The following is a 20658-nucleotide window of genomic DNA, read 5'->3' as shown; positions in this document are numbered from 1 at the left end:
ATCATAAAAAAAGTGAAATTTATGTCTCGGACATTTTTTTCACGCCCTGCCACTTAAGATGCTGACCATCTATTAGAATTCAGGGTGTATGTTCATGTCCCTCTATGCAATGTCCTCTTACCAGTCGAAGGAATACGACTATCAGCTTATAAAAGAACAATCAAAAACGGATGTTGAGTTATCTATAATAGTGCCTTTGTTCAATGAAGCGGCGGTGGTTGAGCAGTTTCATCGTCGTCTGACTTGTGTTCTGGATGCCATGTCCACCGGTTCGGAAATTATCTACATTGATGATGGCAGTAGTGACGAAACATGGCGCAAACTCCAGCTGTTATCCCAGAATACCAGCGAGCAGGCGTTAATCAGGCTCAGTCGTAATTTTGGCAAGGAAGCCGCCATGAGCGCTGGTATTGAAGCTGCCCGGGGCAGCGCAGTGATCCTGATCGACAGCGACCTGCAGGATCCACCGGAACTGATTCCCGATATGGTGGATATGTGGCGTAAAGGCTACGACATTATCAATATGCGCCGTCGTGAGCGCCACGGTGAAAGCTGGCTGAAAAAAACGTCGGCAGCCGTTTTCTATCGGTTGCTCAACCGCCTCTCAGATATACCGATCCCGGGAAATGTTGGTGATTTCCGCCTGCTCAGTCGCCGTGTGGTTGATCATATCAATGCACTACCGGAAAAGACCCGGTATATGAAAGGGCTTTTCTCCTGGCCGGGGTTCCGGCAGAAAGTACTGTTCTTTGATCGCGATCCCCGGGCAGCCGGAGAGACCAAGTGGAACTACCTTAAGTTACTTGGCCTGGCATTTGAAGGGATTACCTCATTCAGCATTCAACCCCTGAGGCTGGCGTCCTGGGGTGGTTTTCTTACCGCCACCCTGGCGGTGCTTTATGCCCTGGTGATTGTGTTCCAGGCGCTTACCCTGGGTATCGCACCTCCGGGATACGCTTCACTGATGGTGGCAACACTGTTTTTGGGCGGCGTTCAGCTGCTGGCCATCGGCCTGTTGGGGGAGTACGTCGGGCGTATTTTTATTGAAACCAAACAACGTCCCCTTTACCTGGTGATGAAAAAATCCATTAAACCTGCAAGTCGTCGTCTCACTGGGGTTGCTTCATGATGCACAGTCAGAAGTCGTTGGCATTACGTATGATGCAGTTATCCATAATGGTGGCTGTGGTTGCCCTGACGGTTCGCTTAATCAGTCTCGGTCTCTATCCGCTGATGGATACCACAGAAGCGCGGTACGGTGAGATTGCCCGTATTATGGCGGAAACAGGCAACTGGATTACGCCCCAGTTTGACTACAATGTCCCGTTCTGGGGTAAGCCTCCCCTTTACACCTGGCTTTCTGCCATCAGTTTCAAACTCTTCGGTGTCAGTGAATTCAGCGCCCGTTTTCCACACTTTCTGACAGGGATGCTGGTACTGGCGCTGGTCTGGAAACTGGCCGCTGACCAGGGTGACCGTATCCGGGCAGCCATGGCGTCAGCTGTGCTGTCAACCACCGTCGTTTTTTCCATCAGCATTGGTGCGGTGATGACCGATACGGTTCTGTTAGCCGGTACCACCCTGACCCTGGTGTCATTCTGGCAGTCCTGGTTTCGTCCCGGTGCAGCTATCTGGGGTTACCTGTTTTTTGTGGGACTGGCTATCGGCTTGCTGGCAAAAGGTCCCATTACCTTTATTTTAACGGGAATACCCGTGTTTCTCTGGTGCCTGCCTGAACAACGGTTGCTGACTATCTGGTCCAGGCTTCCCTGGATAAAAGGCACTTGTTTAATGCTGGCAATTACCGTTCCCTGGTACGTTCTGGCAGAGCGGGCAAGCCCCGGTTTTCTGGATTACTTTATTGTTGGTGAACATTTCCGCCGTTTCCTGGTAGGGGGCTGGGAGGGCGACCTTTATGGCTCTGCCCATATTCAACCCAAAGGCATGATCTGGCTGCTCTGGCTGGGAGCCGCCCTGCCCTGGAATATTGTATTACCCCTGGCCTGGTGGAAAAGTCGACAGATGACGGATAGTCATACCAGTCAGTGTACAGAGGCTGCTAACCAGACCCGGCAGTGGCGGCTGTTTCTCTGGTGCTGGATGTTAAGCCCGATGCTGTTCTTCACTATGGCCAGTAATATCCTGTGGACATATGTATTGCCGGGTATTCCGGCTCTGGCTTTGTTGATCGCCGACTACCTGGGCGACATGGTTAATAAGATGTCCGCCGCTGGGCGGACTGTGGGAAATTCTCGGAAACTCCGTTACTGGCTAGCCTTGCCCGGCAGCCTGGTGCCTCTATTGATCCTGGTGATCTGTATCACCATCAAGGATCACAAAAACTCCGCCGCAGGCATCCTCGATGTGTACAGGCAGCAACCGGATTTTTCATCCTCCGCCCTCTATTTCTGGCCGAAACGACCTTTCTCCGGACAATTTTATTCCAGTGGCAAAGCTATAGAAATCAGGGACGAAGAGGCACTTCTTGCAATACTGGATAAAGCGGTTATCGAACCTTCTTCACAACCCATTTATCTGGCTCTGAAACCAAAAGATTATCGTCGTCTTCCCCCCGGAGTTCAGCAACAACTCAGGCTGATTGTGGAAGGCCGTGAGCGAAGTCTGTGGACAACAAACGCTATCCAGCCTGTAAACGGAGCCAGAATATGATGAAACAACTCACTGCTTTATTGGCGTTCGCTTTGATTTTGGTGCCGCCCAAACTCACATTGCCCAGCTTGAGCCAGCCAGCTTCCTGAGTAATCATCAAATCTGTTCAACAACATTAACGACAAAACGAGCCATATGGTCTTCAGGAAGATAATCCTGAATGCTGGCCGGAAACAGGTCGGGAGTATTTCGGTCAATGGGGTTGAATTTCCATTTATTCATTACGGTGTAAAGGCTGATGTCACTGGAGTGTGGATTCTACATGTCTTTTACAGTTAAGTCCGACCTAGAAACGATAAGAAACCCCAAAACTGATCACAGGCTGCCAGCGGGCAGTTGTCGTTTCATCAACGTTGTTTCTTGAGATGGATTTCAAACTGTTAACCGTAGGGGCAGCAAGATTGCTGCCCTCATTGTTTTCATAAACAGCACCAATATCAACCCTAACACCCAGCCTTGCCTGATCCACCATTTTCTTCCAACCTACCCCAAGATAAGTCTTGTTGTTGTAGCGTGAATTCTGTGAATCTTTTGCAGCATGGCGAAAACTGCCAGCCGACATACTGAAGTTGTTATCAAAAGGCTGATAATCAATGCGCAGGCCTCTGGCGTTATCGGCCGGGCTTATTAATGATTGGTTGCTTAGTTCTAAGGGAGAGGGCTTATCCGGGGAGTCTGCCGCGTGTTGCTCAGGCAGCAGTTCAACAGAACCGGCCATCTGCCCATGGTCGTCTGCTTGCGCAGAGCCGAGAACAGTGACTCCCAGGGCAATGATCAGCAGATGACTATTCATGGCACTTTCCCTCCATCCTTTTCTCCATAGGTGTGTGAAGAACCGGAAAATGGTATGCTTGATGCCTGTGGATATTGAACTGCATTTTTATAACACAACTCATTTTATCGTCGCTGTATTTATCACAAGAAGCAACTGTTCTTTTGCACAAACTCTATCTATTTTTTAATGCACTGTTTTTGTTCATTGACTCATTTTATGAAGTGTTCACGCCATGTACTAAGTATTTTTCGCAATACCCGATGAATTTACCACTCTGATACCCGATTCTTCTCACTGGTAGACTTAGCGCCAACTTCGATTGGCTGTGGATAACCCCATGCAAGTTCAAAATATGCCCAACTATGGTGCAGTTCCTCCTGCGGAAATGGCAAAGCTGGCTGAGCAGGCAGTAATAGGCAAAGCCAAAAAACACCCTGAGATAACCATGATCCTGGCGATTATGGCCGGTATCTTTGTGGCCATTGCCGGCATGTTCTATACCGTAGTGATGGCCGGTGCCCAAAGCATGCCTTACGGTATGTCCAAACTGGTGGGTGGTATTGTCTTCAGTACCGGCCTGATGCTCGTAGTGCTCTGCGGTGCCGAACTGTTCACCAGCAGTACCCTGCTGCTGATGGGCAAGGCAACGGGTAAACTGAAGTTCCGTAACATCGTCAAAAACTGGAGGCTGGTTTACGTTGGTAACTTTATCGGCTCTATTCTTTTTGTCCTGCTCCTTATTGGTGGCGGGGTCTGGGAAGGTGGCAATGGTCAGGTAGGCCTCTCTGCCATGTATATTGCCAAGGCCAAATTGGGCTATCCATTCTTCCAGGCCCTGATCCTGGGTATTCTCTGTAACCTGCTGGTTTGCCTGTGCTACTGGATGACCCTGAGTGCACGCACGGCTGCGGGTAAAATGATGGCCTGCATTCTGCCGGTAGCAGCATTTGTGGTTGCCGGTTTTGAGCACTCCGTAGCCAATATGTACCTGCTTCCGATGGGTTACATGGTTAAGACTGTGGCGGGTCCTGAGTTCTGGCAGGCCATTGGTTACACCGCTACCGATTTCGACACGATCACCCTGGCCAACATCTTTATGAATCTGCTGCCAGTTACCATCGGTAATATCATTGGTGGTGGTGTGATGGTGGGTTTGAGCAAGTGGTTTGTGCACCTTCGTGTTAAAGGCTAATCACGGTTTAACTGAATGACCTCTGATGAGGTCATTCAGTTCCAGCTTTGCCAGTGTGGGAATGCCTCAACATCTGTTTGATGCCCTGCGCTGTTTTTCTGCCAATCCCCCTGGTTTGTGCCAGCTCTTCAACCGAACTCAACAAGACAGCTTCAATCGAACCGAATTTCTGCAACAGAGCCCGGGCTTTCAGCGAGCCAACACCCGGCAAACACTGCAGCATATTTAACGTTTGCCGGACCGGATCTTTGGATGGAACAGGCCGGGAACCCATACCCGCAGAATTCATCAGCCCTCTGAACTTGCTCCATTGTCGTCCCACCATAATCAATAATGCAGCAGTTTCATTCGGGTTCATGGAACGAAGTACGGGAATACCAAAATACAGCGACACTGTGACCAGAGCCCCTTGAATAGACTCTCGTCGTATACCCGATGAACACAACATGTCAGTAGTGCCCTCAATCAATAATACTTTGCGATAAGGGAAACAAAAATGGCTCAGTTGCCGAAATAACCGACCATCAATAATGGAGGCCGCCAGATCGGTCAGCGTTTTTCTCTCAACCAGCCAGTCGTTGTTGATTTTATAATCCCCACTATCAAGAGAGACGGTGTTCACAACAATCCCTTCCCGCCCCTGCAGTATGTCAACAATCCCTGAAGCCCTTTCCCGATAATCAATGTCAATCACGATATTATGCATGGTATGAGCGTTATTCTGATCATTAGGACAGGCAGCAGTATAGCTAATTGTGTATGCTTGCTACTGCCATGCAGAGAAATAGAGGGATAAGCAATGAAGTCAGTGGCAATCTTCTGCGGTGCCCGGTCTGGTCGTAAGGAAGCGTACCGTCAGGCTGCTGAGGCATTGGTGGACTCGCTGTTAGAGCAAGGCATCACCATCGTTTATGGCGGTGGTAATGTTGGACTGATGGGCGCTATCGCTGATCGAGCCATCGCCGGAGGTGGCACAGTGGTTGGGGTGATTCCCCACGCCCTGGTCGGCCAGGAGCAAGCCCATAAAGGCTTGAGCGAACTGATCCATGTGCAGGACATGCACCAGCGCAAGCAGACCATGGGGGAGCTGGCGGATGGCTTTATCACCTTGTCTGGTGGTGTTGGCAGCATGGATGAACTGTTTCAGGAAATTGCCCATAAGCAGGTTGGCTACCATGGTAAACCCTGCGCCATTCTGAATACGGCAGGCTATTATGATCACCTGGTGGCCTGGCTGGAGAATGCCGTGGATGAAGGCTTTATCACCCGCTATTGGTATGACCAGCTGGTGATTGACCACTCCCCGGCAGAATTGGTGAATAGATTGCTGAATAGAATGATAGGGGCAAAAATATGAAGCCGCTGCTGGTCTATCTGCATGGCCTGAACAGTTCATCCCAGTCAAGCAAGGCTATCCAAACCAGCGGGTATGTCCGGGATAACCAGCTGGATATTGAATTATGGATACCAGATCTGCCGGTGTTTCCATCGGATATTGTGCAGTGTTTACAGAGCCACCTGAAAAAGTCGCTGAACCTCAGGGATATCTACATCATTGGCAGCTCCCTTGGCGGCTTCCTGGGAACCTGGCTGCAATGCTGGCTACTGGATAATGGCCACCGGAAAAAGGCAAGACTGGTGCTGATTAACCCGGCCGTTGTTCCCCATGAACGATTCGAAGCCTTTCTCGGCCCCCAGAAAAACTTCCATACGGGAGCCGACTGGGTGATGACCGAAGAGTATGTTGAACAGCTGCTCCTTCTGGAAACAGAGCCACCAGCATCACCGGACAACACGCTGCTTATGGTACAGACGGGCGATGAAACCCTGGACTACCGCCTGGCGGTGGAAAAATATCAGCAATGCAGAGCGATCGTACAGGAAGATGGCAGCCACACCTTTGATCATTTTGAGACAATGCTGCCAGAAATCTTTGCTTTTCTGGAACAGGATTTTCCGACATCCGTTTGAACAAATCACCGTCGATTCGTTACACTCTCTATTTTCACGCTTTAAGTAGCTGGCCATATGGAATCATATATTTCTGGCTACTTGGGCAGGTGCTATGCGAGGCACAACGGAGGGAGCATAGCCGTAGCTATGTGACCGGAGTTGTAACGAAGCAGAGTACCTGAACAAGGAGTCAGAAATGTATGATTTCATATGGTTAGCTACTTACATCATAAAGCGATCAGTCAGCAAGGACTCATGGTAAAGAACGACTACAATGCCGAGGCGATTGAGGTACTCAGTGGCCTCGACCCGGTGCGCAAACGCCCCGGAATGTACACCGACACCACCCGGCCAAACCATCTTGCCCAGGAAATCATCGACAACAGTGTGGATGAGGCGCTGGCAGGGTTTGCTTCCCATATCAAGGTCACCCTGCACAAAGACCAGTCTCTGGAAGTAGTGGATGATGGCCGTGGCATGCCCACCGATATCCATCCGGAACATGGCATCTCGGGTATTGAGCTTATTCTCACCCGCCTGCATGCCGGTGGTAAATTCTCCAACAAGAACTACCAGTTCTCCGGTGGTTTGCACGGGGTGGGTGTCTCTGTGGTCAATGCGCTCTCCAGCCGTCTGGAAGTGACCGTTCGCCGTGGCGGCGTTGTTTCAGCCATCAGCTTTAAAGATGGCTACAAGGATGAAGACCTTCACGAAACCGGCACCTGCGGACGTCGCAATACCGGAACAATGGTTCGTTTCTGGCCCGATGCCAGCTACTTCGACTCCCCACGATTTTCCGTACCAAGACTAATGCATATTCTCCGGGCCAAGGCCGTCCTTTGCCCTGGCCTGCGGGTTGAATTTGATGACCGGATTTCTGAAGACGTGACCGAGTGGTACTACGAAGATGGCCTGAATGACTATCTCAAAAGTGCCACCAGAGGCTTTGCCGTGCTCCCCACTGAACCCTTTACCGGTTCCCTGAAAGGGGAAAGTGAGGCGGTAGACTGGGCCGTCCAATGGTTACCCGAGGGCGGTGAACTGCTGACGGAAAGCTATGTCAACCTGATTCCCACCCCGCTGGGCGGCACCCATGTGAATGGCCTGAGAACCGGTCTTCTGGAAGCCATCCGGGAATTCTGTGAGTTCCGGAACCTGTTGCCCCGTGGGGTGAAACTCGGTGGCGATGACCTGTGGGAAAACTGCGCCTACGTATTATCTGCCAAGCTGGCAGACCCACAATTCTCCGGCCAGACCAAAGAACGCCTCTCTTCCAGAGAGTGTGCCGCCTTTGTCTCCGGTGTGGCAAAAGATGCCTTTAGCCTCTGGCTGAACCAACACACCGCTGAAGCTGAACTGCTGGCAGAACTCTGCATCAGCAACGCACAGAAACGGATGCGCAAAGCCAAGAAGGTCGCCCGTAAAAAAGTAACCCAGGGGCCAGCACTGCCGGGCAAACTGGCGGATTGTGCCAGTCAGGACCTGAGCATGACCGAACTGTTCCTGGTGGAAGGGGACTCGGCGGGCGGCTCTGCCAAGCAGGCCCGTGACCGTGAGTACCAGGCCATCATGCCGTTGCGGGGTAAAATCCTCAACAGCTGGGAAGTGGACTCCTCAGAAGTACTGGCCTCCCAGGAAATACACGACATCTCCGTAGCCCTGGGGGTTGATCCGGCATCGGATAACCTGGATGGTTTGCGCTACGGAAAAATCTGCATCCTGGCCGATGCGGACTCCGATGGCTTGCACATCGCAACCCTGCTCTGCGCCCTGTTCGTTCAACACTTCCGCCCGCTGGTGGAACGCGGCCACATTTATGTGGCCATGCCTCCGCTCTACCGGATTGATGTGGCCAAAGACGTCTATTACGCCCTGGATGAAGCGGAGAAAGAAGGCATTCTTGAACGCATCCGTGCCGAGAAAGAGAAAGGCAAGATCAATGTGCAACGCTTTAAGGGACTGGGCGAGATGAACCCTCTGCAGCTTCGTGAAACCACCATGTCTGCTGACACTCGTCGTTTGGTTCAGTTGACTCTCGACGATGAGCAGGAGACGACTCAGCGGATGGACATGCTGCTGGCCAAGAAGCGCAGTTCAGACCGTAAGACCTGGTTGGAGTCCAGGGGGAATCTGGTTGAAATTGCTTAATGATCTTGAATTTCATCGTTAAGTTTGGCAATTCGTCATAAAGCTTGTCAATATTTTAATCAGTAAAATTGACAAGCCTTAAAAGCCTCCTATTTTTGATACTAAGGTATCTGTGTAGGGGGCTTTTTTTGTGAGTCGGAGATTTCAACCAAAAGATAAGCACGGCAGAGTAATTAAAATGTCGGCTGTGAACTCTAACTGGATGTTCGCAAGCAGAAAGAATAACAATGTGCTGTTCCTTCAGACTGAAGATGAATATAAGTTCTGTCATTTTCTGGAGTTTGATACGCGAATTCAGAGTTACATTTCACAGCCGCCAAGGATAATGTACCACATAGATCAGGAGAGTCATGAATACACAGCCGATTTTTTTGCTTATACATTTTCAGATGGAGAATGGTATTTTGAAGTGAAAACTGATTCTTTTGATATAAATACCCATAAGAGTGATAAAGAGAAATATGGATCTATTGAATACGATTTAAAGAAGCAAGGTTTTAATTTTTTAATTATTGATGAGTTTCTTGAAAAGAACCGCGTGCTTTATCAAAATATGTTGCAATTTAAAAGCTATCGAAAATCAGATATTGATGAGCAGTATATGAATCTATTTAAAAATATCTTCTCTGGGTATGAAGGAAATTTCGTAAGGTTAAAAGAACTTCTGAAAATAGCATGTAGATTGACTGGTAACGAACCAGAGGTTGTAAACTATCATGCATATACATTAATTAGCAAGGGGATTATAGAGTTTGATGTTCATAAAATGTTTTCCACAAATATGTATGTGAGGTTCGCAGATGAAGGTAACACTAACATCTGGAATGCAGTTTCATTATAATGATCGGCTGTGTGAAGTTATTTCATGGAATAGCAGAATAGTTCTAACTTTAGATGTACTCTCTAAGACAGAGATCAGGATTCCTGAAATAGAGCTTTTAGAAGGTATTGAAAATGGAAGTATTAAATTAATTAATGAAGAAACTGTTGGAAATGAAAGGCTTCAGTCTAAGAGTAAAGATTTAAATTCATATAATAAATCAGAAAAGGAAAGGGCAGAGTATCGACATAAATTTATAAAAGGTTTAGAAGAAGAAGGAGTTTTTTCTATTTCTCCTAAAACTCAAGTGATAATCGATAGCATAGCGGAGAATAATAATCTGAAGCCACCCTCTTGGAGGTCTGTGAGTCGTTGGAGAAAAGAGTATATAAAAAATGGAAGATCTATAAGGGGGTTGATTGATCATCTGGATAACTGTGGTAGCTATGAAAGAAAAAGGGGCAAACTGCAAGAGTTGATTGATGAAGTTATTAAAGAGGTTTATTTGACTAAGGAAAGGATTAGCTTGAGTGAAACTCATCGACAATTAGAAACAGCGATAAAGGAGTACAATAAACAGAATGATGATGATATTCCGGTTCCATCTTATTCAACAATGCAGAGAGAAATTAAGAAAATTCCTCCTTATGAAATAAAAGAAAAGAGGGAAGGAGTAAGACAGGCCAAAGAAGAGTTCAGGGTTACTAAATTTCATGCACCCCCAAAGCGTGTGTTACAAAGAGCGGAAGCAGATCATACAACCTTGGATTATTTTTTGCTTGATGATGAAACCCTTCTACCACTTGGGAGACCTTATATAACAGTGATTATTGATAAATACTCAAGAGTGCCACTAGGTGTCTGTATCTCATTTTATGAGGGGAGTTATCTAACTGTTGCCAAAGCGCTTAAAAGTGCACTTTTGCCAAAAACATATTTAAAATCACAGTTTCAAAATATAAAAAATAGCTTTCCATATTTCGGCAAGATGGATGAGCTTACAGTTGATAATGCCAGGGAATTTTGGTCTGAAGACTTAAAGTTTGCCTGTCTTGATCTTGATATAAATCTTCATTATGCAAGAGTGAAAAAAGGGTGGGAAAAAGGCAGTATCGAAAATTTCTTTAGACGACAAAATGCAAGACTTATTGAGAATATAAAAGGTAAAACATTTTCCAGTATTTTCAAAAAACAAGAATATGATCCTGAAAAAGAAGCAATTATGACCTTTAATGAGTTTCTTTCAGTATTCTATAAATGGCTGGTTGATATCTATCCTTATGAAGAAATTAGGATCAGTAATGGTCGAGTACTTGTTCCGCATAAAGCTTGGGTTAGTAGTATTAATGAAGTTCCCAGAGAGATTTTTTCTAAAGATAGTCTGGATATAATTCTTGGAAAAACAGAAAAGCGTATGCTGAAAGTTGGCGGTGTTCAGATAGATTATCTTAAATATGATTCAAGAGAGTTATCTGAATATAGAGCAAGATATCAAAATAATGAAAATGTACTGATTAAATACAATCCTGAAGATATGGGTTGTATATATGTGCTTAATAAGTTTAGTGGTGAATATTTTTCTGTTCCTGCAATTGATATTGAATATGCTGGAGGGTTGACTTACTGGCAGCATAAAGTGATTAGGCGTTATGCAAATGACTTTATGAAACTTTCAAATAAAGAGGGTGAGAATTTACACGCAGCAAAGGTGGAGCTAAATAAATTAGTAAAGACCCTTGTTGATGGTAAGAGTAAAAAAGCCGCTTCAAAAGCTATAGCAAAATATAGAGGAATATCAACAAAAGAAGGTGCTTCTGTCAATGAAAGTAGTCGTAGAAAAGATCATCAAGACTTGGAGTCTCTATCAACTCAGACAATGGGGAAGCGTAAGCTAAGGAACTTTGATGATGAGTAGCAAAAATAATAAAATATACGGAAAGATTTATAATGAATATTTTATTTGGCATGAATCAGCTAAAGGAGTCAAAGAGTTATTGCAATTCTGCTTCGATAGCTTTGATGGAGCTACTGAACCTACATGCTTTTTGCTTATCGGTGACAGTGGTCTAGGAAAGTCACTGGTTGCAGAATTGTTTCATAAATCTTATCCTGACTATGAAGAAGATTTAGGTGACAGAATTAATTCAATTAAACCTATTGTACGTTTTTCTCTTCCTTCCCATGCTAAAAGATACGAAGCAATTCGAGCCTTTTTAAAGGCTATAGGTGATCCTCGTTGGGATTCAAGTGATTCATTTGATCTCAAAAATGCGCGTCTTATAGATTATCTTAGAGACACCTGTAAGACTAGGATGATTATCATTGATGAGTTTCATCATTTAACACAGGCAATGAGCAGTGCTGAAATTGTTTTTACTGCTGATTGGTTGAAGCTTCTAATAAAGGAAACTAAGATCCCGATCGTTGGTATTGGTATGCCTTGGGCGCAACGTATCCAAAGTAATAATCAGCAAATGGGGACAATATTTACAATAGTCGAAGAGTTGTTTCCTTTTAAAATAAGTGATGAAGATAGTCTTGAAATATACTGCAGTTTTTTAAATACATTATCCTCAAGATTGAAAAAAGAATTTTCAATAGATGCTGGTTGTTTAATTGAGCCAGAAGTGTTGTTTCCATTATTTATATCGAGTAATGGCTGCCCCAAGCTAATCATGAAGCTAATTGCTCATGCGTCATCATTATCCGAAGTGAGGATTTTAAATGTAAAAACATTTTATAATCTATATAGGTTTCATTTTGGTTCTTCTAAGCCAAATCCATTCGTGCCTGAATATAAGGATATGAAAGCTGTTCAGATTGAATCAAGCCCAGATTGGGATAAGTCTAAGAAGAAGATAGTTCTACCAAACTCCAGAGAGTTGAGTGTACGAGACATCTTTACCTTAGGTCGATCAGCAGGTTTTTTTTGATTGTTTTTTTATGTTGGTATTTAAGTGGATAGAGAAATTGGTTGTTCGCCATTCTTAAGCAGGCCTAAAGTCTTCCCAGATGAAACACTAGAAAGCTATTTGATAAGAGTTGCAAGATCAAATAGTATTTCGCTGAGAAGTTTGATTAGATTCATATGCTTAGGTATCGATGGCGTAGCAGATAGTTCTGTCCCTGGATTTGATGAATTTAATCTGTTTCATGCTAATTTGCACCCCGAGATTCGTTATAGAGGTGTTGATCGGCTGGCAGCCAGAGTTGGCATTACAAGTCAATCGCTACGAGATATAACCTTGAGCAGATCGATAACCAAGTGCTCAAATAATCTATCAAACTTTATTTACCAAAATGTAAAAATACCAAATACTCTGTATCGAAGGTATTTCGTTCCGGTTTGCCCTGCCTGTTTGGCTGAAAGTGGATATATACGGCAGTATTGGCACGTATCTGTCAATATAATCTGTCCGACACATAAAGTTTTTTTAATTGATAAGTGTCCAAAGTGTGGGGTCTCTATTTCTTATATAAAAAGCAGGAGCATCTCTAACTGTTCGTGTGGGTTTGATTTGAAAAAAGCCACTTCAACCTCTCTATCTATAAATCTTGAATATGATTTGTTACTTGAAACCTCGAGTTTAATTGCGCACGCTTTTAATAAAGGTATTGTATTTGAATCAGAAAAATTATCCTGCCTGGGTAGTAATGTATTTCATCTGTTCTGCTTTGCGCTTTTTTACTTTCGCTATATTGATGATGGCAATTCTATTAGCGAATATGGTGTTGACTCAGATAAGATACTAGCCTTTCATGATTTTCTACGCGACTGGCCAGTTGCTTATAAAGACTTCTTGGAAAATAAAGTGATAAAAGGTTTACGGCTGTTGGTTAAGCCGGCATATAAAACAGGATTCAATAAGGTATTCGGAAGACTAATACAAGAAGTTCAAAATCTTCCAGATAATTGTTTGAAACACAACGCAGTCCTCAGAGAAACTCTAGAATTTTTTCAGAAAGTATGTGCGAGTGAGAAAGAAACTAAAAGCCGTCACGCAGTGTCAAACTTACTGCTTACAAAACAGGAGACTGCATTGATCTTGCAGGTGAGTACAAACACAGTTGCTCAACTGACGGCCCAAGGTCGCTTATTGGCTTCACAAAAAAAGCTCGAAGCCTATGTTCCTTTATATCCACTAAGTCAGGTTTTTGCAATTTTGCTAACTCGCTACAAGAACAAAGAGCTTGAGTAAACTATCATACTAGCTACCTATAAATTATCTGTAATGTTTAAATGGTATGGTTAGCAATAAAAGTGATAAATTTTTGACATCAATATTGGCTATTCCTAATGATGTAACCGGGAAAGAAAAGAAATTCTTTACTCAAATAATCAACCAGTCAGCCAAGTATAAACCCAAAACATCAGGTGCAGGCACTGCCTTACAAGCTGCAAAGAAATTGTTAAAAGACAGTCATTTCATCACTGAAACCTGCAAAGCCTTGAGGGGGTTTTTAACCCACAACCCTAAAATATTCGATGCAAAAGTAAAAGCTCGAGTATTTTTACCAGAATCCAATTTTGTAAAAGATACTCCTTACATTTACAACGACTCGGTTAAATATCACCACCAGTATGACTGGGCTGGCAATGCCAAATACATGCCAAAGAGGTACTTCCTCTGTACTGAGTTCATTCATAACGGTAGACAAACAACTCTTTATCATGAATTCATTAAGGAGTCGTCTGATCTTATTGGTATTCTGACAGGAATGGGGCTCACCAAAGCTCATCATGAGCTTATCAAAAGCTCTTGTCAGATTCATAGAGATCATGCTTTTCCAGACTCGGTGCCTCCCTATCAGGTTCAGGTGCTTATTCCTTATACTTATGAAAATGGTAACACCGATTATATTTCTCTTTCGCCTGTATCGGCATCAAAGGTTCAGGCAGCCATTCATACCTTGTGCCTTAGCGATAATGGAAGATTAATTGGCCGAGCTTTCCATAATCCAACTCGCCCAGAAAATATTGGTGCATTCGCAGTCTCTACCGGTGGCAGTATTGGAGTTTTGGCACCGGATATTAATTTACGATCAGAAGTAGCTTTAACCACATCTCAAATTATCAAAGAGCTGAGGAACAAAACGACCTGTTTGACACATCTGGTCTGGATTTTAGCGATTTCCTGAAACTTAGAAAGAGGGCGGAATTTGCCTCTAACTGGTACATTCCCTCTCCGAAGTCACCGGAAAAGGCAGCCTTCCTCAATTTGATACACAAGAACATTGCAAGAATGTTTGCCAAGCTCGATCAGCTTAGATTCACCTATCAGATTGGAGACCTTCAGAAGGAAAATATCAAGGGATTAAATGCAACCCAGGTAAGCTATGTGGTTGAGGCGAAGCTCTCTGAGCAGGCGATGCAGCATATCTGGAAACAAGCGAATGCAGTTATTCAGAAATACATATCAGGAACCCGCTACAAGCAGCTTACTTATCACCCCACGCTTACCAGGTACATCAGCGAAAGTGTCCGGAACCATCTCAAGCCTTTGTTCAGAGGAAGTATTGAGTTAGCAAAGCCGGAGATCGTAACCGGTGAGAGCCCCGTAAGTAAAAACAATGAAGAGGCTTCCTTTCATGCGTCCACCGTTTATATGCTGATACCAAAATTGACGGTTATGCATGCTCATGCCGACAACTCTCCATACACCACTGGCCTACCTGCAATTACTGCTTTGGTTGGGTTTGCAGATCGGTTGTGCAGAAACATTAAAAGCCAATTCCAGTTTGAAATTAGCAATATAAAAGTGGCTTGGTTAATTCACAGTTTTCAGCGTGTAAAGGGTATCAAAAAGCATGAGCCAGCCCGCTGGAATGGTAAAACCAAAACAGCCCTGTCCGATGTCGTGAGTCTTAAGTTTTGTCATCTTACATTTGATTTAGTTCTGGAATGTTCTTCCGATTATGAACAACTAATCTCAGTCAGACATTTACTGGCAGAATGCCTCCCTGTTAAATTTGCCTCGGGCATGGTCAGCACTGCTGAAGAGGGTTTTGCCAGTGACTACCTTGCAGAATCATTCCAGATCTATCAGTCAACGCAAGAGTTGCTTTATGGGTTGCAGGTTGAAGGAACTCCCAGATGGATGGTCCTGGATTATTCGTCAAAATTTACACGAAAGTCTGATGATATTCTTGAAGATCTGGTAGATGCTTTTTCTGCATACAAGGACCTAGCCCCTGATAGGAGACAACTCACTTTTTCTGGCATTGGTTATAAACTGCTGGAAGAGCCTGTACAGCGTCTTGGTAGTCGTCTGGAGTACCATGCATACTGTGAGCCCGTCGTTGGAGTTCAGGAGCTTAGACTGATAACGGAAATCTCCTTCGAGGAGTTCCACCTATTACCCTTATTTTGGTCTTACAAGTCGGCAGGAAAAACAATTTTGTGCCAAGCTGAATAACATTCTGTTGTTGAGGTTCACGATGGCTGTTCCCCCTATTCCGACGATTCTGACTTATGAAAAGTCATCTGCCCCCTCACTCGGCTTGATGAGTGCCAGAACGTTTAAGGGTGAAGTGCTTCCTGTAGCAGTTGACATTCTAAATGGTCGCGGTGCGCAATCTACACATAGTGCCGGGCACGGGGAAGTGGATACCGAACTAGGGGAGTGGATGCCTCTGCGGATGGATATATGTCAACTACCCCATAACGCTGATAATTTAGTCATACAATTCCCCCTCAAATACTTGCCAAGATCTCTAACTCCACATTCTTGCAACAATCCTGAATGGACAGAACTCCTAGAGGAGTTGAGTCAGGTTTATGGAGAAAAGGGGGTACTTGTATCAGGCGTACTGCCAAATAGATGCTCTTTTCCAAGGCCTGCCATTCTGGCGCAATAATCAGGAAAGTGATGCTATGACACTGAGCATCATTAATGTTAGCGACAAAGTATTCCCACCCTATGAATTCCGTGGCCTACCATGCGCAGCTGATCAGCTGACAGGGACGAATAAACTTCAGTTTGACTCACTAATTAGAAACATTGAAAAGGCTCTGATTGGTGAACGAAGATTGCTTCGCCTTTTTATAACTGCGGCACTTGAGATTGGACGACTCGAAGAGGTCCATCCAAGTGAGGAATTTATAGAAAAGTTGCCTGAAGCTAAAAAAGAGTTTCTCCATCGACGTGGTAAATACCAGAAATCTCGGCACTACGCCTTTTACAGGTTGGGTGATATTCGTCAGGCCATGTTACACCCAACAAAGATTGGCGCTGGATTGCGGTGGGATCGTTGGAACAAACTCGGGGTAGACATTCCGGTAAGTGTTTACGGCCTGGACAGTAAATCCCACAGGGCTATACGAGGGCGTGGAACCAAGCAGGACTTCTATTCGTTGATTAGTAACATAAAGGATCATATATTGACCCTTAAAAAATTTAGCGGCGATATATTCAGTAAAGAATCAATACTGGAACTAGGCGATATTCACTTTTGTATGGCTAACTTGATTAAAGGAGGTGTTTATAACCGCGAAAGTTCTAAAAAAAAGAAAAAAGATAAATCAGATAAGACTCAAATTGATTTAACTAATCCATGAGATTGTACTTTATGAATCATCTGTTGTTTAAAATTATTACTGAAGATGCTGATCCACAGTTCTTGCTGAGCTATATCTTGCAAGAATCGCATCCTGTAATTGCTCATTATGGTAACAACCAAATAGGTACTCTATTTCCTGAATGGAATGTTGATGACCCAGGCCGTTCGATTGCTTTCTATGGTGATTCGACTGTTCTTAATAAAATAATGGAACGCGAGTATTTTAGAGATATGCTTGATGGTGAGATCCTGGAATCAAAGCTTCTGGAAGTTGATCCAGAAAATGCCCAGAAAGCCATATTTTTAAGGAACCAGAGGATCACGAGTAATTCACCCAAAGGCCAGCAACGCAAGGTTAAACGTATAATACGCAGACAGATTGACCGTGGTGAAATTAGTAGCCCAGCTGAGTATAAGCCGAGGAGTGACCAGCATCAGACAGAAGTCCAAGATATTTTCTTCCATCTGTTTTTTCCAGACAGCATGAGTACGGGGCAAAATATGCCTCTTTGTATTCAAATGGTGCCGGTTGATGAGAGTGAAGAACTTGAAGGTTTGCAGACTTTCGATCATTACGGGTTTAGTACTCTTCAGGAGCACAGGGCTTCAGTGCCTCTAATCACACCAATATTTTGAGAGGGTATGCATGTGGTATTTTTCTTTATTATTTTCAATGAGTTGTTTTTTGATCAGGAACTATGAAGAAAAAGGGTATTTCTTTTAAGTTGGGGGTAAGCCTTATTCTTTCAATGGGCTATAGTTTTTTTCTCTACCTCACTGCCGCATACGCAGCTGAAAATTAACACATCACAATAAGGATGATCGATAACTGCCTCACTGCCGCATACGCAGCCATATAAGCTTCTATCCTTAAAACTAAGGAATCCAAAACAGGTCAGCATGGATGCTGCTACTTTCAAGGCCAAAATCCAACAAGCTTGAAAGTCTCCGAGGATATATTCTCCGACTTTCTCAGGCGAACAGTTACCATACAACCCAGTACGTACTGGAGATGGCCGATCTCTGGACTGGCAGAAATTATGACACGGCCAGTAAATACGTTCTGGGTGATGCGGATCTCAGCAAACTGGCAAAAATCACCAATATGCCTTTGCAGGATTTGGAGTCATTGCGCTATGGCTTGAATGATCAAAAACAGTCAATTATCCACAATCATCACATAGCCAATGAGCATTTAAGACTCGACTACCCTCGAATTTGCCCCATATGCCTTGAATCCAATAATATGGCTCTTGCAGTCTGGGATATCCCGGCTATAACTGTTTGTCCTACGCACCATATTCACCTTTTTGACCACTGCCCAGAATGCGATACCCGCCTTAGATGGAATCGTCCTGGAATTCACCGGTGTCACAATTGTGAATGCGACTATCGTCATTACACTGGTGATAAAATTCTACTAAAGGAATACCGACTTTCAAGATTCATCTATCAGCTCTGTATGAATAAAGAAGCCAACAATCGCTTAATTCCAGAAGTACTCAGGAATCATAGCTTGGCTGATGTTTTGGAACTGGTCAGTGCTTTGGCCCTTTTTGACTATCAATTACTTGATGATGTGGAAAAGACCAGAAAGTTCCTCTCATTGAAATCTGCCCCTAATCATCAGCTCCATGAGCACTACAGCAATGCCATGAGCTACCTCGATAACTGGCCTCATAACTTCTGCCAGTTGCTGAGTGACAGTCGAAAAGTACGGCGAGATAAGGGAGCAAATGACGGAATCAGCAAAGAGATAGGAGCTCCTTTTTATCTGATTAATGCAAACCAGGAAAGGGCTATTTACCAGCCTCTTTGGGAGGCATATAACGCGTACCGTAAGCAGTCTATCAGACAGACGATAGAAGACCTCAAGCAAAAACGCATCAATGCAGATCAGGTTGCAGTTAGAGTTGCAGCTAAAGAGCTTGATGTTCGGCCTGAACAGCTCCAGCGCTTCTGTAAGCGCCTGAAGATCCCTTTAAAAAGCACAAATAGCAACATAAAACTAATCTCAAGAAAGCACCTCCCAGCTCTAAAGGAGTTACTGGAAAAACTACTGACCATTTCTGAGTCATCAGAAAAGTTGGGCATAACCGTTTACCAGCTACGAGGAATGATTCGTAAAGGTGGCATTATTCCATTCCGTGGTCCGACAGTAGACAAATCTAGGGGCTGGTATTTTGAACCAGAAGCCATCGATACTCTTCTCCATGAAATTAATAAACGATGTCTGTTTAAAGAGTATAAACGAACTCATTGCCTGAGTTTACAACAGAGCATCGAACAGCTTTCATATCACAAAATAGGGTTGCCAGAAATTGTGGACGCTATTTTGAGTGACCAGTTACAGCCAGCTTCTGCCAGTAAAGCACCTGTCTTGGGAGATCTACTGTTTTCTGAGGCGGAAGTAAGAGCTTTACGTCCCTCGATTCAGTCGTCATCTGAGTATTGGCAACCGCTAGATATCCAGAAACACCTTGGCTGTAATAAAGACATCGTTTATGGGTTACTTAATGATGACCACTTGCCTATGGAAAAAATTCATCTATCTGGTAGATCTCGGCCTGTCGTAGCCTGTAAAAAATCAGCTGTGATGGCCTTCAAAAATAAGTTCTACCTTCTCCGAACCTTAAGTCAGCAGACGGGTATTGTCAGTGAAAAATTAAGGAAGCTGCTCAAAACCAAAAAAATCAACCCCGTTTCAGGGCCTACAGTTGATAATAGCTACTGCCACTTTTATCGAAAAAACAAAGCCATAAAAAAGGCTCTGAAGGAGCTGATACCTGGTTGAACTCTTCTATCGCTATGATTATGATGCTCGCAAGTCTTTATCACAGGCAAAACTGTCTGATAGCTGCATTAATGCCCAAGGCTTCAAACGAGGCTTAAGCAAGGCTGGCCGCCTTTGCAGTTAGTTACAAGGGATACCCTGTAAGGTGATAATAAATTTTAGAATGGTTCCCAGAAGGGACTATTCTGCTTGAAAACGGTGGGCCATAACCTCTTTCGGGCATTGAATTTATTAGTGTCCCTATGCCAGTTAAACATATTGTTCGCACTGCCCCTGCCCAACGTCACTATAAAGAAATCTCCTACGAATCTCAGGCCGCCAGCTGGCTTGTATCCGATGGCTGGGAAGTTTTCCTGCCAATGATCGACCACGATATGAAAACCGACTTACTGGTGGCGGATAAACACAATTTTTACCGTATTCAGGTCAAATTTCTGGATACCAATCAGGAAGATGTCATCGTTGAGAATAAGTGGGGAAGTGCTGATCTGGATTACATCATCTATTTTTCCCGGCGCTCCCCTTGGGGATATCTGGCTCGGCCATTCCAGCAAAAAAGAAAAAGACTGAACTCCAAAGACCATATTCGCTTTCATCAGGATCGAAAGCCATTCCTTAAAGCTTTTGAGCAGATTTAAAAATAAAAACCGGGCATTCTCCTCAACAGAAGAATACCCGGTTTCGCCCACCCCAATCCCTATTGGTAGAGAGCCTTTCGAAACCAGTTCTGAACACAGAACCTTCAT

General features: G+C 44.4%; 20 protein-coding genes. 17 read left to right on the top strand and 3 right to left on the bottom strand.

The window, feature by feature from the left end:
• Positions 1-94: 94 nt before the first annotated feature.
• On the top strand, positions 95-1129 hold the full coding sequence (locus tag O3276_RS19065) for a glycosyltransferase family 2 protein (protein WP_269672733.1): 1035 nt from the start codon (positions 95-97) through the stop codon (positions 1127-1129).
• The gene (locus O3276_RS19060) at positions 1126-2670 is read left to right on the top strand and encodes an ArnT family glycosyltransferase (protein WP_269672732.1); all 1545 of its coding nucleotides are present in this window, start codon (positions 1126-1128) and stop codon (positions 2668-2670) included. The genes O3276_RS19065 and O3276_RS19060 overlap by 4 nt, the downstream gene beginning before the upstream one ends.
• A 96-nt stretch (positions 2671-2766) precedes the next feature.
• Here O3276_RS19060 and O3276_RS19055 read toward each other — a convergent pair whose 3' ends face one another.
• A complete protein-coding gene (locus O3276_RS19055) occupies positions 2767-2892 on the bottom strand; it encodes a hypothetical protein (RefSeq protein ID WP_269676064.1) in 126 nt (41 codons plus the stop codon).
• Positions 2893-2956: 64 nt separating this feature from the next.
• Entirely contained in the window at positions 2957-3463 is a 507-nt protein-coding gene (locus O3276_RS19050; RefSeq protein ID WP_269672731.1) for a hypothetical protein, read from the bottom strand.
• Positions 3464-3782: 319 nt separating this feature from the next.
• Between O3276_RS19050 and focA the strand changes: the two genes are divergently transcribed.
• A complete protein-coding gene (gene focA / locus O3276_RS19045; protein WP_269672730.1) occupies positions 3783-4637 on the top strand; it encodes a formate transporter FocA in 855 nt (284 codons plus the stop codon).
• A gap of 31 nt (positions 4638-4668) precedes the next feature.
• Here focA and O3276_RS19040 read toward each other — a convergent pair whose 3' ends face one another.
• Positions 4669-5343 (bottom strand): ERCC4 domain-containing protein, encoded by a 675-nt coding sequence (locus O3276_RS19040; protein WP_269672729.1) that lies wholly within the window; start codon positions 5341-5343, stop codon positions 4669-4671.
• Between the two features lie 93 nt (positions 5344-5436).
• Between O3276_RS19040 and O3276_RS19035 the strand changes: the two genes are divergently transcribed.
• The 14 genes from O3276_RS19035 to O3276_RS18975 all read left to right on the top strand — a co-directional run bounded on the left by O3276_RS19035 (position 5437) and on the right by O3276_RS18975 (position 20550).
• A complete protein-coding gene (locus O3276_RS19035) occupies positions 5437-5994 on the top strand; it encodes an LOG family protein (RefSeq protein ID WP_269672728.1) in 558 nt (185 codons plus the stop codon).
• A complete protein-coding gene (locus tag O3276_RS19030; RefSeq protein ID WP_269672727.1) occupies positions 5991-6608 on the top strand; it encodes a YqiA/YcfP family alpha/beta fold hydrolase in 618 nt (205 codons plus the stop codon). The genes O3276_RS19035 and O3276_RS19030 overlap by 4 nt, the downstream gene beginning before the upstream one ends.
• Before the next feature lie 237 nt (positions 6609-6845).
• Positions 6846-8738 (top strand): DNA topoisomerase IV subunit B, encoded by a 1893-nt coding sequence (gene parE / locus O3276_RS19025; RefSeq protein ID WP_269676018.1) that lies wholly within the window; start codon positions 6846-6848, stop codon positions 8736-8738.
• A gap of 178 nt (positions 8739-8916) precedes the next feature.
• Complete coding sequence (locus tag O3276_RS19020) at positions 8917-9579, top strand: hypothetical protein (RefSeq protein WP_269672726.1); 663 nt, start codon at positions 8917-8919, stop codon at positions 9577-9579.
• Positions 9539-11473, top strand: coding sequence for a TnsB C-terminal domain-containing protein (locus O3276_RS19015; RefSeq protein ID WP_269672725.1), 1935 nt, complete (start codon positions 9539-9541; stop codon positions 11471-11473). Before O3276_RS19020 ends, O3276_RS19015 begins: the two co-directional genes overlap by 41 nt.
• On the top strand, positions 11463-12491 hold the full coding sequence (locus O3276_RS19010; RefSeq protein ID WP_269672724.1) for a TniB family NTP-binding protein: 1029 nt from the start codon (positions 11463-11465) through the stop codon (positions 12489-12491). The genes O3276_RS19015 and O3276_RS19010 overlap by 11 nt, the downstream gene beginning before the upstream one ends.
• A gap of 24 nt (positions 12492-12515) precedes the next feature.
• Entirely contained in the window at positions 12516-13757 is a 1242-nt protein-coding gene (locus O3276_RS19005) for a TniQ family protein (RefSeq protein WP_269672723.1), read from the top strand.
• Positions 13758-13803: 46 nt separating this feature from the next.
• The gene (locus tag O3276_RS19000) at positions 13804-14697 is read left to right on the top strand and encodes a hypothetical protein (protein ID WP_269672722.1); all 894 of its coding nucleotides are present in this window, start codon (positions 13804-13806) and stop codon (positions 14695-14697) included.
• 104 nt (positions 14698-14801) lie between these two features.
• Positions 14802-15974 (top strand): type I-F CRISPR-associated protein Csy2, encoded by a 1173-nt coding sequence (locus tag O3276_RS18995; RefSeq protein WP_269672721.1) that lies wholly within the window; start codon positions 14802-14804, stop codon positions 15972-15974.
• A gap of 22 nt (positions 15975-15996) precedes the next feature.
• Complete coding sequence (locus O3276_RS25890; protein ID WP_442876536.1) at positions 15997-16416, top strand: type I-F CRISPR-associated protein Cas7f/Csy3; 420 nt, start codon at positions 15997-15999, stop codon at positions 16414-16416.
• Entirely contained in the window at positions 16337-17116 is a 780-nt protein-coding gene (locus tag O3276_RS18990) for a type I-F CRISPR-associated protein Cas7f/Csy3 (RefSeq protein ID WP_269672720.1), read from the top strand. The genes O3276_RS25890 and O3276_RS18990 overlap by 80 nt, the downstream gene beginning before the upstream one ends.
• 11 nt (positions 17117-17127) lie before the next feature.
• Positions 17128-17754, top strand: a complete 627-nt coding sequence (gene cas6f / locus O3276_RS18985; RefSeq protein WP_269672719.1) for a type I-F CRISPR-associated endoribonuclease Cas6/Csy4 — start codon at positions 17128-17130, stop codon at positions 17752-17754.
• Between the two features lie 268 nt (positions 17755-18022).
• On the top strand, positions 18023-19912 hold the full coding sequence (locus O3276_RS18980; protein ID WP_269672718.1) for a TniQ family protein: 1890 nt from the start codon (positions 18023-18025) through the stop codon (positions 19910-19912).
• A 242-nt stretch (positions 19913-20154) separates the two neighbouring features.
• The gene (locus tag O3276_RS18975; RefSeq protein ID WP_269672717.1) at positions 20155-20550 is read left to right on the top strand and encodes a group I intron-associated PD-(D/E)XK endonuclease; all 396 of its coding nucleotides are present in this window, start codon (positions 20155-20157) and stop codon (positions 20548-20550) included.
• Positions 20551-20658 lie beyond the last annotated feature (108 nt).

It is taken from the genome of Endozoicomonas sp. GU-1, assembly GCF_027366395.1.
GTDB lineage: Bacteria > Pseudomonadota > Gammaproteobacteria > Pseudomonadales > Endozoicomonadaceae > Endozoicomonas.
Note: the sequence above shows the minus strand (reverse complement) of the source record. Positions and strands in the feature narration are given on the sequence as shown.